This window comes from Pseudomonas paraversuta, from assembly GCF_904067025.1.
Classification (GTDB): domain Bacteria; phylum Pseudomonadota; class Gammaproteobacteria; order Pseudomonadales; family Pseudomonadaceae; genus Aquipseudomonas; species Aquipseudomonas paraversuta.
In genome coordinates this window covers 3400281-3414856 of the sequence record NZ_CAJFDA010000001.1, presented here as the reverse complement: position 1 = coordinate 3414856, position 14576 = coordinate 3400281, and the positions used below count along the sequence as shown (strand labels likewise).

14 protein-coding genes and 1 pseudogene are annotated in these 14576 nt (G+C 59.3%); 10 read left to right on the top strand and 5 right to left on the bottom strand.

The window, feature by feature from the left end:
• Positions 1 to 37 precede the first annotated feature (37 nt).
• Positions 38 to 724 carry a spermidine synthase gene (locus JQ848_RS15485; RefSeq protein WP_010656469.1) on the bottom strand — a complete coding sequence of 229 codons (687 nt, stop codon included), beginning with the start codon at positions 722 to 724 and terminating at the stop codon, positions 38 to 40.
• 82 nt (positions 725 to 806) lie between these two features.
• Here JQ848_RS15485 and JQ848_RS15480 point away from each other — a divergent pair, with 82 nt between their 5' ends.
• The gene (locus JQ848_RS15480) at positions 807 to 1103 is read left to right on the top strand and encodes a hypothetical protein (protein WP_202210916.1); all 297 of its coding nucleotides are present in this window, start codon (positions 807 to 809) and stop codon (positions 1101 to 1103) included.
• Between the two features lie 47 nt (positions 1104 to 1150).
• Here JQ848_RS15480 and JQ848_RS15475 read toward each other — a convergent pair whose 3' ends face one another.
• On the bottom strand, positions 1151 to 3196 hold the full coding sequence (locus JQ848_RS15475) for a S9 family peptidase (protein ID WP_202210915.1): 2046 nt from the start codon (positions 3194 to 3196) through the stop codon (positions 1151 to 1153).
• 100 nt (positions 3197 to 3296) lie between these two features.
• Here JQ848_RS15475 and JQ848_RS15470 point away from each other — a divergent pair, with 100 nt between their 5' ends.
• From JQ848_RS15470 to JQ848_RS15445, 6 genes are all read left to right on the top strand, one after another.
• Complete coding sequence (locus tag JQ848_RS15470; RefSeq protein WP_029612604.1) at positions 3297 to 3791, top strand: hypothetical protein; 495 nt, start codon at positions 3297 to 3299, stop codon at positions 3789 to 3791.
• A 36-nt stretch (positions 3792 to 3827) separates the two neighbouring features.
• On the top strand, positions 3828 to 4604 hold the full coding sequence (locus JQ848_RS15465; protein WP_003441631.1) for a class II glutamine amidotransferase: 777 nt from the start codon (positions 3828 to 3830) through the stop codon (positions 4602 to 4604).
• A 12-nt stretch (positions 4605 to 4616) separates the two neighbouring features.
• Complete coding sequence (locus JQ848_RS15460; protein ID WP_160628133.1) at positions 4617 to 5150, top strand: DUF2937 family protein; 534 nt, start codon at positions 4617 to 4619, stop codon at positions 5148 to 5150.
• A gap of 159 nt (positions 5151 to 5309) precedes the next feature.
• Entirely contained in the window at positions 5310 to 6062 is a 753-nt protein-coding gene (locus tag JQ848_RS15455; RefSeq protein ID WP_003441635.1) for a 5-oxoprolinase subunit PxpA, read from the top strand.
• Positions 6059 to 6763, top strand: coding sequence for a 5-oxoprolinase subunit B family protein (locus JQ848_RS15450; protein ID WP_010656468.1), 705 nt, complete (start codon positions 6059 to 6061; stop codon positions 6761 to 6763). The genes JQ848_RS15455 and JQ848_RS15450 overlap by 4 nt, the downstream gene beginning before the upstream one ends.
• The gene (locus JQ848_RS15445) at positions 6760 to 7680 is read left to right on the top strand and encodes a 5-oxoprolinase subunit C family protein (RefSeq protein ID WP_161718786.1); all 921 of its coding nucleotides are present in this window, start codon (positions 6760 to 6762) and stop codon (positions 7678 to 7680) included. The genes JQ848_RS15450 and JQ848_RS15445 overlap by 4 nt, the downstream gene beginning before the upstream one ends.
• 48 nt (positions 7681 to 7728) lie before the next feature.
• On the opposite strand, the pseudogene JQ848_RS15440 reads toward JQ848_RS15445, so the two are convergent.
• Positions 7729 to 8907: pseudogene (locus JQ848_RS15440) on the bottom strand (vWA domain-containing protein).
• 21 nt (positions 8908 to 8928) lie between these two features.
• Complete coding sequence (locus JQ848_RS15435) at positions 8929 to 9774, bottom strand: AAA family ATPase (protein WP_003441642.1); 846 nt, start codon at positions 9772 to 9774, stop codon at positions 8929 to 8931.
• A gap of 206 nt (positions 9775 to 9980) precedes the next feature.
• Between JQ848_RS15435 and cysK the strand changes: the two genes are divergently transcribed.
• The 3 genes from cysK (at position 9981) to JQ848_RS15420 (ending at position 13357) form a co-directional block, all read left to right on the top strand.
• Positions 9981 to 10955 carry a cysteine synthase A gene (gene cysK / locus JQ848_RS15430; RefSeq protein WP_010656467.1) on the top strand — a complete coding sequence of 325 codons (975 nt, stop codon included), beginning with the start codon at positions 9981 to 9983 and terminating at the stop codon, positions 10953 to 10955.
• Positions 10956 to 11221: 266 nt separating this feature from the next.
• Positions 11222 to 12160 (top strand): aspartyl/asparaginyl beta-hydroxylase domain-containing protein, encoded by a 939-nt coding sequence (locus tag JQ848_RS15425; protein ID WP_003441646.1) that lies wholly within the window; start codon positions 11222 to 11224, stop codon positions 12158 to 12160.
• Between the two features lie 333 nt (positions 12161 to 12493).
• The gene (locus tag JQ848_RS15420) at positions 12494 to 13357 is read left to right on the top strand and encodes a DMT family transporter (RefSeq protein ID WP_003441648.1); all 864 of its coding nucleotides are present in this window, start codon (positions 12494 to 12496) and stop codon (positions 13355 to 13357) included.
• A gap of 67 nt (positions 13358 to 13424) precedes the next feature.
• On the opposite strand, the gene JQ848_RS15415 is transcribed toward JQ848_RS15420, so the two are convergent.
• Positions 13425 to 14327 (bottom strand): DMT family transporter, encoded by a 903-nt coding sequence (locus JQ848_RS15415; protein ID WP_003441650.1) that lies wholly within the window; start codon positions 14325 to 14327, stop codon positions 13425 to 13427.
• Between the last annotated feature and the right edge of the window lie 249 nt (positions 14328 to 14576).

The following is a 14576-nucleotide window of genomic DNA, read 5'->3' as shown; positions in this document are numbered from 1 at the left end:
GACGAATGACGGTTATGTCGTGAAGTTTAGCTGTTGATCAGCCTTTGATTTTTTCAGCAATCCAGATCGTGTGCCGGGTGCCCTTGTTGCCATGGGCGAATACCTGGACTTCTTCGGCTTTGAAGCCGGCTTTGCGCAGCTTGTCCGAGAACTGTTTGTCAGCACTGGCTGACCATACCGCCAGCACGCCTTTTGGCCGCAGGGCCTTGGCGCAGGCACTCAAGCCACCCGCCGAGTACAGCCAGCTGTTGGCTTTTTGGGTCAGGCCTTCGGGGCCGTTGTCGACGTCGAGCATGATCGCATCAAAGCCGTTGGGCTCGGCTTGCAGCACCTTGGCCACGTCTTCCATGCGGATAACGGTGCGCGGGTCCTGCAGCGGGTTGCCCGATTTCTCGCCCAGGGGGCCGCGGTTCCATTCCACGACGCCAGGCACCAGCTCGGCCACCACCACTTCGGCGGTCTTGCCCAAATGCTTGAGGGCCGAGGCCAGGGTGAAACCCATGCCCAGGCCACCGATCAACACCCGCGATTGCGGGCGCCCGGCGACTTTACGGCAAGGGATTTCGGCCAGTGCATCTTCGGAGCCGTGCATGCGGGTGTTCATCAACTGGCCGCCGTCACCGCCCTGAATTTTGATCACGAAGTCTTCGCCGTACTCGAACAGGCACAAGGCACCGCCGTTTTCAGGGATCGGGGTGGTGTCGAGCAGAACAAAACGTTTCATGGAAGTCTCATAGAAGGGGACAAAAACAACTGGTTACGAGTAGCCTGAAGGCAGACAAGCCGGTCTGGCAACGGAGTGATTGATGAAACGCACTATTCTAACGGTCATTGTGTGGAGCGCGCTCTCGATAAGTGCGGCCCATGCAGTTGAACCGACCATCGTTCCGAGTGCGCCAGTGACGCCTACACCGGGTTCACCGGGTACTGCTACGCCAACGCCCTATCCGCAAATCACGCCACGTGCCGTGCCCAAGCCTGTCAGCGGGAGTGGCAGCCTGATTGCACTGCCTCCGATCGAGCTGCCGCAGCCGCCGCCCAAAGACCAGCCGCTGCCGGGGCTGGAGCCTAAAGACCCGAAATCCAAAGCCCCGGCCGACTGATCACAGATTGCCTGTGAGCACTGGCAAACCAGCGCTCACTGTGTCTGTTAAATCCCCAGCACCTTGAACACAAACGCGTACTCCAGTGCCACGTCGCGCAGGCCTTGATAGCGCCCGCTCATGCCGCCATGGCCGGCATCCAGCTCGGTCTTGAGCAGCAGCAGATTGTCGTCGGTCCTGGTGGCGCGCAGCTTGGCCACCCATTTGGCCGCTTCCCAGTACTGCACACGGCTGTCGTTGTAGCCGGCAATCACCAGCATCGCCGGGTACGCCTGCGGTGCGACGTTTTCATAGGGCGCATAGGCCTTGATGCGGGCATACACCTCGGGGTCCTGCGGGTTTCCCCATTCGTCGTACTCAGTGACAGTCAACGGCAGTTCAGGGTCGAGCATGGTGTTGAGAACATCGACAAACGGGACTTCGGCTATGGCTGCCTTGAACAGTTCCGGTCGCTGGTTGAGCACTGCGCCAATCAGCAGACCGCCAGCGCTGCCGCCGCTGATCACCAACTGGTCCGAGCGGGTCAGGCCTTTGTCGATCAGGTGTTCGGCACAGGCGATAAAGTCGCTGAAGGTGTTGTGCTTGTATTCCTGTTTGCCGGCGCGATACCAGGCTTCGCCCAGTTCCCCGCCGCCGCGCACGTGGGCAATGGCAAAAGCGACCCCGCGCTCGAGCAAGCTCAGGCGGGCATGGGAAAACCATGGGTCGAGACTTTCGCCATAGGCGCCATAGCCATATAGATAAAGCGGCACAGGTTTGCCCAGCGCACTACGTTTGACCACCAGGCTGATCGGCACTTGCGTACCGTCCGGTGCCGTGGCCCACAAGCGCTGGCTTACATAGTCATCGGCATTGAACGGTCCCAGAACCGGGGTTTCCTTGAGAACGCTTTGCTCGCCGGTGGCCAGGGTGAGCTGGCGCACTTGTGCCGGGCGATTCAGTGACTCATAGCGCAGGCGCATATGCTGACTGTCAAATTCCAGGCTGTCTTGCACATACAGGCCGTAGGCCGCGTCCGGTAATTGCACGCGATAGGCCGGCAAGCCATCGGGACGGACTTCGATGATCGGCAGACCGCCTTCGCGCAGGCTCAGGCACAAAGCATGGGCGTTCAGGCTCAAGCCTTCCAGCATCACACTGTCGTCATGGGCGATCAGCAATTGCCATTCGTTGCGCGTTGGTACATCGCCAAACGCGTAATACAGGGCAAAGTTGATCCCGTCCTGGTTGGTACGCACAAACCAGGCCCATTGCCCTTGGTACAGCCCATGGTCAACGCTGTAGTCGTGGCCTTCGATCCGGGGTGCCAGGCAGTTGAAAGCCTGTTGCGGGTGATCGGCATCCAGCACCCAGCTTTCGCTGGTGGTTTTGCTGTTAAGCAGCAGGATCAGCTGGCGCTCGGAGCTCGAACGATAGCAATGCAGGAAAAAACGCCCGTCCGGCTCATGAAACACTTCATGTGCAGCGGTTTCGCCCAAGGTATGGCGCCACAGTTTGTGCGGACGATGGGTCTCGTCCAGTTCTGCGAAAAACAGGGTCTGGCTGTCGTTGGCCCAGGTCATGCTGCCATCGCAGTCGGTGAACGGCAGCTCGCTGACTGCGCCGCTGCTCAGCTCCTTGACGAACAGGCGGTAGGTTTCTTCGCCGCTGGTATCCAGGCTGTAGGCCAGACGCTGTTGATCGGGGCTGATGCTGAAGGCGCCCAGGGAAATAAAGCCGCCATCGGCGAGGGCGTTCGGGTCCAGCAGTAACTGTTCGGCGTTTTCGTCTACCTGCTGGCTGCCGTCAGCCGGGCGCGGGCAGCGGTAGTGACGGGCGTACTCGTCGCCGGCGATGGTGCGCGTGTAATACAGATACGGACCCCAGGGGGAGGGGAGTGACAGATCAGTCTCGCGAATCCGGCCCTTGATCTCTTGAAACAGTGCCTCACGCAGTTGCGCCTGGTCGGCCAGCTGCGCTTCCTGATAGGCGTTTTCGGCTTTCAGGTAGTCTAAAACTTCTTCGCTGTCGCGATTTTGTAACCACGAATAGGGGTCTGAGCCCTGGACCTTATGTGCGACAGGGGCGCTGTTTGCGTAGGCTGATTCGGTCATTGAGCGTTCTCTGAAACCTGCATGAAAAGAAGTGACGCTGACGGCGGTGCAGCCGCATTGCCTAAAAGCCGTTATCATAGCGCCTCATTGCCTGCCGACCATGGATACCATGACCGAGAACGACTATCTGATCGCCTGGGGCCTTTATGCCTTTGCCGCTTTGGGCTGCCTGCTCGTATGGTGGCGCCTGACCCGCTTTATGTGGCGCTGGTTGCGTGAGCCTTTACGCGTGTTAATGGCGGTGTTGCTGTTGAGCCCGACCATTATCGACCCGGTAAAAGAAAAATTTGCTCCTGCAGTGGCCATCACTGCCCTGGACCTTGCGTTCAAGGTGGGCAATAACGCCTGGCGCGCGGTGTCGGACCTGTTGATGTACGCCATCTTTGCACTGTGCCTGTATGCGGTTTTTGTGCTGATTCGCTGGCCCATTGAGCGTGCCCGCAAGGCGCGTCAGGCGCAAGCCGCCGCCAACCAGCAGGCGCACCACAGCGACCCTGAAGACGACCAGCCTTTCGGCCCTGCTGGCGATGACCGTTTTGTCCGCCCGGCAGCACCCCGTGCTGCGGGCCCGTCGCGGGTTGAGCCGCGGTTGTAATCCTTTTCCGTTGAGCTTGAATGCGAGAGTGCGAGCGTGTGTGAATTATTGGGCATGAGCGCCAACGTCCCGACCGATATTGTGTTCAGCTTTACCGGCCTGATGCAGCGTGGCGGGCGTACCGGCCCGCATCGCGATGGCTGGGGCATTGCCTTCTATGAAGGCCGTGGCCTGCGTCTGTTTCAGGACCCGGCTGCCAGCTGCGACTCCGAGGTCGCGTTGCTGGTGCAGCGCTACCCGATCAAAAGCGAAGTGGTCATTGGCCATATCCGTCAGGCCAACGTCGGCAAAGTCTGCCTGTCCAATACCCACCCGTTTGTCCGTGAACTCTGGGGCCGTAACTGGTGCTTCGCGCACAACGGCCAGCTGGCCGACTTCTCCCCGAGTACCAGCTTTTACCGTCCGATCGGTGATACCGACAGTGAAGCCGCGTTCTGCGATGTGCTGAACCGGGTTCGCCAGGCCTTCCCCGAACCGGTCGACGTCGAAACTATCCTGCCGGTGCTGGTCGCCGCTTGCGCCGAATTTCGCAGCAAAGGGGTGTTCAACTGCCTGCTCAGCGACGGTGACTGGCTGTTCTGCTACTGCTCGACCAAGCTGGCACAGATCACGCGTCGTGCGCCCTTTGGCCCGGCACGTTTGAAAGATGTCGACGTGATTGTGGATTTTCAGTCAGAAACAACCCCGAACGATGTAGTCACCGTGATTGCCACCGAACCGCTGACAGAAAACGAAACCTGGACGCGTTACGAACCGGGTCAATGGAGCTTGTGGCGACGCGGTGAATGCGTCAGCCAGGGCACAACCGAATAAGGATGCGCCTGCATGTTTCTGAGCTATCTGCGGTTGGTGTTGTTTACGTTGGGCCTGTTGATCGGCGTGCAAGTGCCGGGGTTTATCAATGATTACGCCAACCGCGTCGAAGCTCACCTGATCGAAGCGCAAACCGGGCTGGCGGGTTTCCAGAACACCGCCAACCAGTTTTTCAAAGGCGATCTGCAAGCGCTGGTTGCGCATTACCGGGCCAGTGACGACCCGGTATTTCGCAGCGATGCCAACAGCCTGGGCACATTGCTCAGCCGCCAGCGTCTGCTCGACGATCAGTTCCAGGCCATGCAGGGGCCGTGGTACATGCGTGCACTGCAAGTGGCCTACGCGGCCGATCCGGCAATTCGTCAGGAAACCATCGACACCTACAGCTATCAGGTGCTGCTGTCCCCGACCGCCATTGGCTGGGCGATGGCCGGAGCCCTGTTGTTTTCCTTCATCATCGAAGGCTTCCTGCGCCTGGTGGACTGGGTCGTCCTGGGCGGTAAACGCCAGCGCGAGCGAATTGCCCGCCGAGCACGCAACAGCTAATCCTGACCTGCGCCTGCAGAACAGCGGTTGGCCCGGCAAAAATTTAAGCAATCAACTTTTTCTTATCCCTGAGTCCGGCTTTTATTAGTTGGACGAACGGCGTGCTGCTGTCCAAAAATGCCTGCACCTAAACTATAAAAAGACCACAGGAGCATCGCCGTGAGCCGCCTGTTATTGAATTGCGATATTGGTGAGAGTTTTGGCAGCTGGACCATGGGCCTGGATGCCGAGGTCATGCCGTTTATTGATTGCGCCAACATTGCCTGCGGTTTTCACGCAGGCGACCCGGGCATCATGCGCAAAACCGTAGGTCTGGCGTTGGCCCATGATGTGAAAATCGGCGCCCACCCCGCGTATCAAGACCTCGCCGGCTTTGGTCGACGCTCCATGGCCTACTCGGCACAAGAGCTGCAAGACCTGCTGCACTATCAGATCGGCGCTCTGGACGGCATCTGCCGCGCCCAGGGCACGCGAGTCAGCTACGTCAAACCCCACGGCGCCATGTACAACGACATGATGGCCAGCCCCGCACAGTTGCGGGCGGTGGTGCAGGCCGTGGCCGCTTACGACCCGGGCTTGCCGCTGATGCTGATGGCCACCCGCGACAACAGCGCGGCGCAAGCCATTGGTGATGAGTTCGGCGTGACTCTGTGGTTCGAGGCCTTTGCCGACCGCGCTTACGACAGCGCCGGGCGCCTGGTTTCGCGGCAACTGCCGGGGGCGGTGCATCACGACGCCGAGATTATCGTGCAACAGGCCCTGACCATTGCGGCTGGCCAGCCTCTGGTGGCCAATGACGGCAGTGCCTTGCACCTGCACGCCAACACGCTGTGCGTGCATGGCGACAACGCCGGCTCGGTCGCCGCCGTGCAACGGATTCGCCAGGCCCTGAGCCAGCAGGCGCAGGGATGAAGCCGCGCATTGAAGTGGTGGCCATCGACTGCCTGATGCTGCGTCTGTTCGATGAAATTGCAGAAACCAACATGCCGTGGATGCTGGCTGCCAGCGAGCGCCTGCGCATTTGCTTCGCCGAGTATCTGACCGATCTGGTGCCGTCCTACACCACCTTGATGGTGCACTACGACGGCCTGGCACTGACGCCGGCCCAGGCCCGGGAGCGAATCGCCCAGGCTTTGACTGACCTGCGCCCGGAAACCCAAAACCTTGGCCAGTGTCACGTACTGCCAGTGTGGTACGACCTGAGTGTGGGGCCGGAACTTGCCTTGCTGGCCAAGCGCACCGGCTGGTCGGTGAGCGAAGTCATCCGTCGTCACAGTGAGCATCAATATCAGGTCTTCGCCCTGGGCTTTGCCCCGGGTTTTGCCTTTATGGGGTTGGTCGAAGAAGCCCTGGCCGCACCGCGTCTGGCCACCCCGCGCAAACGTGTCGCCACCGGCAGCGTGGGGATTGCCGAGCGCCAGACCGCGGCCTATCCCGCGCAGTCGCCCGGCGGCTGGAACCTTATCGGCCGTACCCCGAGCGCATTGTTTGATCGCGAGCGCGAGGGTTACAGCCTCATGCAGCCAGGCGACAGGGTGCAATTCGCCCCTGTCAGCCGTGCTGAGTTTATCCGTCTAGGCGGTGATGACACGCCCCAGGAGGTCTTGGCATGAGCCGTTTACTGATTCAGGCCAGTAATCCGTTTTGCCTGCTGCAGGACGCCGGTCGTTTCGGCGTACGGCACCTGGGCGTGACCCAGGGCGGGGCTGCGGACTGGATGTCCATGGCCTGGGCCAACTGGCTGCTGGGCAACTCGCCAGACGCGGCGGTCATCGAAATCACCCTCGGCGGCTTATCTGTTATCGCCCGGGACGATTGCACGCTGGCTCTGGCCGGCGCAGATCTGGCAGCAACGGTAGACGGACAAGCCTTGAAGCCCTGGCGCAGTTTCTCTCTGAGAAAAGGCCAGACCCTGACCTTCACTCAGCCGATGAGCGGTGCCCGCACCTATCTGGCCGCACCGGCAGGTTTTGGCGCCCCTCAAGTGCTGGGCAGTTGCTCCACTGTGGTTCGTGAGCAGCTCGGCGGCCCCGATGGCTTTGGCCGGGCGCTGGCGGCAGGCGATGAGCTGAGTTATGGCGGGGCTGCGCAGCCGTTGCGTGAACTGCCGTCCCGGTACCTGCCCGAGTTCAGTCCCAAGCCGTTGCTGGATGTGGTGCTGGGTGCCCAAATGGGTGCTTTCAGCGGTCAAAGCACCTTTGACGCCTTCAATAATCCATGGACCCTCGACAGTCGCGCCGACCGCATGGGCATCCGCCTGCTGGGGCCGGCACTGGTCTATCAGGGCGCGCCGATGATTTCCGAAGGTATCCCGCAGGGGGCGATTCAGGTCCCGCCGGATGGCCAGCCGATTGTATTGCTCAATGACCGTCAGACCATTGGCGGCTACCCGCGTCTCGGCGCCTTGACCCCGCTGGCGCTGGCACGTCTGGCCCAGTGTTTGCCGGGGGAAGTGGTGTACATGCGTCCGACCACCCAGGATGCGGCGCAGCGCCAGCAGGTGGCGTTCATGCAGCGGTTTGCCGAATAACAACCCAGCCTGCAGGAGCGAGGGTGTTCGCTCCTGCAGGGGGCATCATTACTTGGCCAGAAACCGCATCCCTTGTTCCAGACCGTCCGGCGTCAAGGGGTACATCCGGTCTTCGATAAGGTCGCGTACGATCCCGGTCGAAGCGGTGTAGTTCCACGTGTCTTTCGGGTAAGGATTAATCCAGATCAGCTTTTTGTATTTCTCCATGAAGCGTTGCATCCACTTGTAACCCGGCTCTTCATTCCAGTGTTCGACACTGCCCCCCGCGTGGGTGATTTCATAGGGGCCCATGGCCGCGTCGCCAATAAAGATCACCTTGTAGTCGGCGCCGTATTTGTTCAGCAGATCCTGGGTGGAAATACGTTCGACCTGACGACGCTGGTTGTTCTTCCATACCGACTCATAAATGAAGTTATGGAAGTAGAAGTACTCCAGATGCTTGAACTCGGTTTTACAGGCCGAGAACAACTCCTCGCAGATCTTCACGTGTGAATCCATCGAGCCGCCAATATCAAACAGCAACAGCAGTTTGATGTTGTTGCGCCGTTCAGGGCGCATCTGAATGTTCAGCAGGCCGGCATCGCGGGCGGTGTGGTCGATGGTGCCATCGATATCCAGCTCTTCTGCCGCACCCTGGCGGGCAAACTTGCGCAGGCGCCGCAGAGCCACCTTGATATTGCGCGTGCCCAGTTCGACCTGATCGTCGAGGTTCTTGTACTCGCGCTGCTCCCAGACCTTGGCGGCCTAGCCCTGGCGCGCGCCGGCGTCGCCCACCCGGATGCCTTCAGGGTGATAGCCCCCAGAGCCGAACGGGCTGGTGCCACCGGTGCCGATCCATTTGTTGCCACCGGCATGGCGTTCCTTTTGCTCTTCAAGACGCTGTTTGAACGCTTCAATCAGCTTGTCCAGGCCCCCCAGCGATTGCAACTGCGCCCGGTCTTCGTCGCTCAGCGAGCGCTCGAATTCCTTGCGCAACCAGTCTTCGGGAATCAGGGCCTCAAGGTGCTCGTTGAGGTTCTGCAGGCCATTGAAGTAGGCGCCGAATGCGCGATCGAACTTGTCGAAATGACGCTCGTCCTTGACCAGGATGGTGCGCGCCAAATAATAAAATTCGTCCATGTCGGCGAAGGTCACGTGGTGCTTCAGCGCGTTGATCAAGTCCAGCAACTCGCGCACAGAAACCGGCACCTTGGCCGCCCGCATTTCATTGAACAGATTAAGCAGCATGCTTATCGCCTTCTGGAAAAATCAGCGATTAGCGCGACGGCTCATGAACGCCAGACGCTCCAGCAATTGCACGTCCTGTTCGTTCTTCACCAGAGCGCCGGCCAGTGGCGGGATGGCTTTGGTCGGATCGCGCTCGCGCAGCACGGCCTCGCCAATATTGTCGGCCATCAGCAGTTTCAGCCAGTCCACCAGCTCGGAGGTCGAAGGCTTTTTCTTCAGGCCGGGCACTTTGCGTACGTCGAAAAACACGTCCAGCGCTTCACTGACCAGTTCTTTCTTGATGTCGGGGAAGTGTACGTCGACGATCTTTTGCAGGGTGCTGCGGTCCGGGAAGCTGATGTAGTGGAAGAAGCAACGGCGCAGGAAGGCATCCGGCAGTTCTTTTTCGTTGTTGGAGGTAATGATGATGATCGGGCGCACTTTGGCCTTGATGGTTTCGTCGGTCTCGTAAACGTAGAACTCCATCTTGTCGAGTTCTTGCAGCAGGTCGTTCGGGAACTCGATGTCGGCCTTGTCGATTTCGTCGATCAGCAAAATGACCCGCTCTTCAGCTTCGAAGGCTTCCCACAACTTGCCCTTTTTCAGGTAATTGCGCACATCGTGGACTTTATCGACCCCCAGCTGCGAATCACGCAGACGGCTGACCGCGTCATACTCGTACAGGCCCTGATGGGCCTTGGTGGTGGACTTGATGTGCCAGGTGATCAGCTTGCAGCCGAAAGATTCGGCCAGTTGCTCGGCGAGCATGGTCTTGCCGGTGCCGGGTTCACCTTTGACCAGCAGCGGGCGCTCCAGGGTGATGGCCGCGTTGACCGCCAGTTTCAGGTCATCGGTGGCCACGTAGGCGCGGGTGCCTTCAAACTTCATCTGCAATTCCTCAAACCAGGACCCGGGCCCTGCAAGGGGCAGGGCGGGAGAACAAAAAAGTATGTCCGACTATAACGCGACGCCCGTCCGAGGTGAACGCAGACGCGCCATTCAGTCTCTGAATGGCGCGTCACGCCATGACTGGACGCCCGGGAACACGAGGCCTACCCTTGAGGCCTTCCCAAAAGGTGAATAAGGACCCCGCCATGAGCCGCATTTTTGTAGATAACGCGCACTCCATCGGTAACACGCCTCTGGTACAAATCAACAGTATTGCGCCCCGTGGCGTGACTATTCTGGCCAAGATCGAGGGCCGTAACCCGGGCTATTCGGTGAAGTGCCGGATCGGCGCCAATATGATCTGGGACGCCGAAAGCCGTGGTGTGCTCAAACCCGGCATGACCATCATTGAACCGACGTCGGGCAATACCGGTATCGGTCTGGCCTTTGTCGCGGCTGCCCGCGGTTACAAATTGATGCTGACCATGCCGTCCTCCATGAGTATCGAGCGGCGCAAGGTGCTCAAGGCGCTGGGCGCCGAACTGGTACTGACCGAGCCGACCAAGGGCATGAAAGGGGCCATCGACAAGGCTGCGCAGATCTGCAACAGCGATCCTGAGCAGTACTTCATGCCCCAGCAGTTCGAAAACCCGGCCAACCCGGCAATCCATGAGAAAACCACCGGGCCGGAAATCTGGAACGATACTGACGGCGGCATTGACGTGCTGGTGGCTGGAGTGGGAACCGGTGGCACCATCACCGGAATTTCCCGCTATATCAAACACACCCAGGGCAAGCCGATTCTGTCGGTTGCGGTAGAACCCATCACCTCGCCGGTCATCACCCAGGCGCTGGCCGGTGAAGAGATCAAACCGTCGCCCCACAAGATCCAGGGCATCGGTGCCGGTTTTGTACCGAAAAATCTCGATTTGTCGATTCTCGATAAAGTCGAACTGGTCAGTGATGACGAATCCAAGGCCATGGCCCTGCGTCTGATGCACGAAGAAGGCATCTTGTGCGGGATCTCATGCGGCGCGGCAATGGCTGTGGCAGTACGTTTGGCTGAAACCCCGGAAATGCAGGGCAAGACTATCGTTGTGATCCTCCCCGACTCGGGTGAGCGCTACCTGTCGAGCTACCTGTTCAGCGATATGTTCAGCGAGCAGGAATTACAGCAGTAAGCCCGTTTCCCAGGGTGCAGGCTTGCCAGCGATTCAGGCATCGTGGTGCTGTCGCAGGCAAGCCGGCCCCCGCCAGGCGGATGCAACTGACCCAAATCAAGCGCTCAGAGCTGCGACTTATGCACTATTGACTCGTTATTACGTCTTCCTTAACGCTGAATGTTGGATCAGGCGGGTTTTGCCCGGGGCCGGGAGTGTTTATCATGGCCGGCTGCCACGTTGCATGACAGACCGGGGCAGGTTGCCTATTTTCGAGGAGTTGTTGCATGACCTTATCCTTCGCCATCAAGGCAGGGTTGATACTGCTGTTTGTCGGCAGCATCCTTTACGTGCATTTGCGCGGCAAGGCGCGCCTGCCGGTGTTGCGCCAGTTCGTCAACCACTCCGCGTTCTTTGCGCCCTATAACGCCTTGATGTATCTGTTCTCCGGCGTCCCGTCCCGGCCCTACCTGGACCGCAGCAAGTTTCCCGAGCTGGATGTTCTTAAAGACAACTGGCAAGTGATTCGCGAAGAAGCCATGCACCTGTTCGATGAGGGCTATATCCGCGCCGCCGAAAAGAACAACGATGCCGGTTTTGGGTCGTTCTTCAAAAAAGGCTGGAAGCGTTTTTACCTCAAGTGGTACGACAAAGCGCTGCCATCAGCCGAACTGCTGTGCCCCAAGACCGTCGAGCTGGTCAACAGCATCCCCAATGTCAAAGGCGCGATGTTTGCGCTGTTGCCGGGGGGCAGCCACCTCAACCCGCACCGTGACCCGTTCGCAGGTTCGTTGCGTTATCACCTGGGCCTGTCGACACCCAACTCGGATGCTTGCCGGATTTTCGTTGATGGCGAAGAGTATTCCTGGCGCGACGGCGAGGACGTGATGTTCGACGAGACCTACGTGCACTGGGTCAAGAATGAAACCGACATCACCCGCGTCATCCTCTTTTGTGACATCGAACGGCCGCTCACCAGCCCCCTGATGACGCGCATCAACCGCTGGGTCAGTGCTCAGCTGGGCAAAGCCACCGCTCCACAGAACACCGATGACGAGCGCGTAGGCGGCATCAACAAGGCCTATGCCTGGAGCAAGACGTTCAGCGACCGTTTCAGTGGTGTGGTCAAACAATGGAAGCGCCGTAACCCCAAACTTTACCGCGTGGCCCGTCCAATATTGGCCGTGATCGTGCTGCTGTTGTTGTGGCGCTGGTTGTTCGGTTAAAGCATTGCAATTTGTATCGGGCGCTGGTTATAGTCAGCGCTCGATGAGCCCAAGCGCTCCGCATCTTCTCTCCAAAAAAGATCAGCCCATGCCGGTTTGCCTCTCCCACAGCGTTGTCGTTTCAGCAGTCTCTGCTGGCGTGGTGCCGTGCGCAAACCAGCAGCCTGCGCAGATCAGTCACTATCCCCCTCCTGTCAGCCGCACTGTGGCGTCGCCACCAGGTGTTGTTGTCGCGGGCTGAACTGATCTTTCAGCTGCCCGTACCCGCCTGAAAAACCTCTGAACTTCAGCTTTGGCTGAGTTGGCTTTTTTGCCTGATGACAGGTGTTACCCATGTTTTCGATTTCTAAAGAGTCCGCGCTGGCGGCTGTTTCCACGAGCCTGTTCGTTCTGCTGTGGAGCAGTGGTGCCATCTTCTCCAAGTGGGGGCTGGCCCATGCATCGCCCTTTGCCTTTTTGTTGATCCGTTTTGCCATCGCCTTGCTGGCGCTGGTGCTGATAATCCCGTTGATGAAGTTTCAACTGCCCCGTGGCGTCAAGGGGATCAGCTATGCGCTGGCCACCGGTGTAGTGCTGTTAGGCGCCTATCAGATTTTTTACCTGCTGGCGCTGGATCTGAAAGTAACCCCGGGGGTGATGGCCACCGTGATGGGGGTGCAACCGATCCTGACCGCCGTGATCATGGAGCGGCGGCATTCCTTCAGTCGGTCTCTGGGGTTGCTGCTGGGGCTGGGCGGTTTGATCCTGGTGGTCTACCAGGGCATCGGTCTGGCAGGTTTGTCCTGGACCGGCATGCTGTATGCCTTGCTGGCACTGGCCAGCATGACGGCGGGCACCTTGATGCAAAAGCGCATTACCCAAAACCCGCTGGGTACGCTGCCGCTGCAATACCTTGCAGGGTTGCTGGTATGTGCGGTGTTTGTACCGTTTCAGCCATTTCACTTCGAACACAGTGCCGGGTTTGTGGTGCCGGTGTTGTGGATGGGGCTGGTGGTTTCAGTACTGGCGACCTTGCTGCTGTACCGGATGATCGCCAAAGGCAATCTGGTCAACGTCACCAGCCTGTTTTATCTGGTGCCGGCGGTGACCGCGGTGATGGACTATCTGATTTTCGGCAACAAACTGGCGGCTTTGAGCTTGCTGGGCATGGCGCTGATCATCATCGGGCTGGTGTTCGTGTTCCGTAAAACGGCCTGACACCCTGACCTGCAGGAGCGAGCTGTACTTGTCCCGCGATACAGCTCGCTCCTGCAGATCCGTGGACTCACGGGTTTACAGCTTTTGCCACTGCAGCAGGCTTGAGCACCAGCCATACCGCTACAGCGATCAGCAACCCGCCGTAGATATGTGCCATTGACAGCGGCTCATCCAGAAACAACGCGCCCCACAGCACGCCAAATGGCGGAATCATAAAGGTCACGGTCATGGATTTGACCGGACCAATGCTGGTCAGTAAGCGGAAGTACAGAATGTAGGCAAACGCCGTACAGACCAGTCCAAGGCCCAAAAGGGAAAGCCACACGCTTGCTCCGCCCCAACTGGCCGGCGGCTGGTTGATGGCGCTCAGGGCAAACAGTGGCAACAGAAACAGCGTGGCCCCGAGCATGCTGCCCAGTGCCGAAAGACGGGGGTCTAGCCCGCCTTGCTGATCCAGCCAGCGGCGCGCCAGGAAACCGGCAAAGCCATAACAGGTGGTGGCCAGCAGACAGGCGAGGGCGCCCATCAGCAGATCCATATCAAATGCCACTGGCCCGGCACGCGTCAGGATGCCGACACCGAACAAGCCTAAAAACACACCGGCCATTTTGGTCGCAGTGAGTTTTTCGCTAAAGAACAACCCGCCAATCAGCACGCCCATCAGCGGTGTGGTCGCGTTGAATATTGATGAATAACCAGCAGGCAATACCTGGGCCGCCACCGAATACAACGTGGCCGGAATGCCCGAGTTGATTACCCCCAGTATCAAAATCACCTTGAGCTTTCCGCCGAAATTCCAGCTCACGCGCATCAGCGCCAGAATCACCACCAGGCCGGTAGCGGCTATGGATACTCGAAAAAACGCGGTAGGAATGGTCCCGATCACCGGCGCAATAATCCGCATAAACAGAAAGCTGGCGCCCCAAATGCCTGCCAGTGACAGCATCCGTGCAATATCGACAAGTCTCACGGTGATTCCTTACAAGGTTTGAGCCGGGCAGTTTAGGGGATACAGCGCGCAAGGCAATGGCTGCCCGGGCGCAATATCCCTGTGCACGGACAACGCTCGAGGCCGGGGGGGCTGGCTACTGGTGACTGCCGGCAAGACCTGGTTTATCTGGGGGCTGGTGGCCCTGGCTGTTCTGGAACTGGCGGTGGCGGTGGCGGGAAAACCTCAGGCCACCGGCCGGCAGCTGCCCGCCTCCGAGTAACGGCGCCT

Coding starts and splice junctions, on each gene's coding strand:
- JQ848_RS15445 (WP_161718786.1), top strand. CDS start 6,760: ATGAGCCGTTTACTGATTCAGGCCAGTAATCCGTTTTGCCTGCTGCAG.
- JQ848_RS15485 (WP_010656469.1), bottom strand. CDS start 724: ATGAAACGTTTTGTTCTGCTCGACACCACCCCGATCCCTGAAAACGGC.
- cysK (WP_010656467.1), top strand. CDS start 9,981: ATGAGCCGCATTTTTGTAGATAACGCGCACTCCATCGGTAACACGCCT.
- JQ848_RS15420 (WP_003441648.1), top strand. CDS start 12,494: ATGTTTTCGATTTCTAAAGAGTCCGCGCTGGCGGCTGTTTCCACGAGC.
- JQ848_RS15480 (WP_202210916.1), top strand. CDS start 807: ATGAAACGCACTATTCTAACGGTCATTGTGTGGAGCGCGCTCTCGATA.
- JQ848_RS15450 (WP_010656468.1), top strand. CDS start 6,059: ATGAAGCCGCGCATTGAAGTGGTGGCCATCGACTGCCTGATGCTGCGT.
- JQ848_RS15435 (WP_003441642.1), bottom strand. CDS start 9,774: ATGAAGTTTGAAGGCACCCGCGCCTACGTGGCCACCGATGACCTGAAA.
- JQ848_RS15425 (WP_003441646.1), top strand. CDS start 11,222: ATGACCTTATCCTTCGCCATCAAGGCAGGGTTGATACTGCTGTTTGTC.
- JQ848_RS15470 (WP_029612604.1), top strand. CDS start 3,297: ATGGATACCATGACCGAGAACGACTATCTGATCGCCTGGGGCCTTTAT.
- JQ848_RS15475 (WP_202210915.1), bottom strand. CDS start 3,196: ATGACCGAATCAGCCTACGCAAACAGCGCCCCTGTCGCACATAAGGTC.
- JQ848_RS15460 (WP_160628133.1), top strand. CDS start 4,617: ATGTTTCTGAGCTATCTGCGGTTGGTGTTGTTTACGTTGGGCCTGTTG.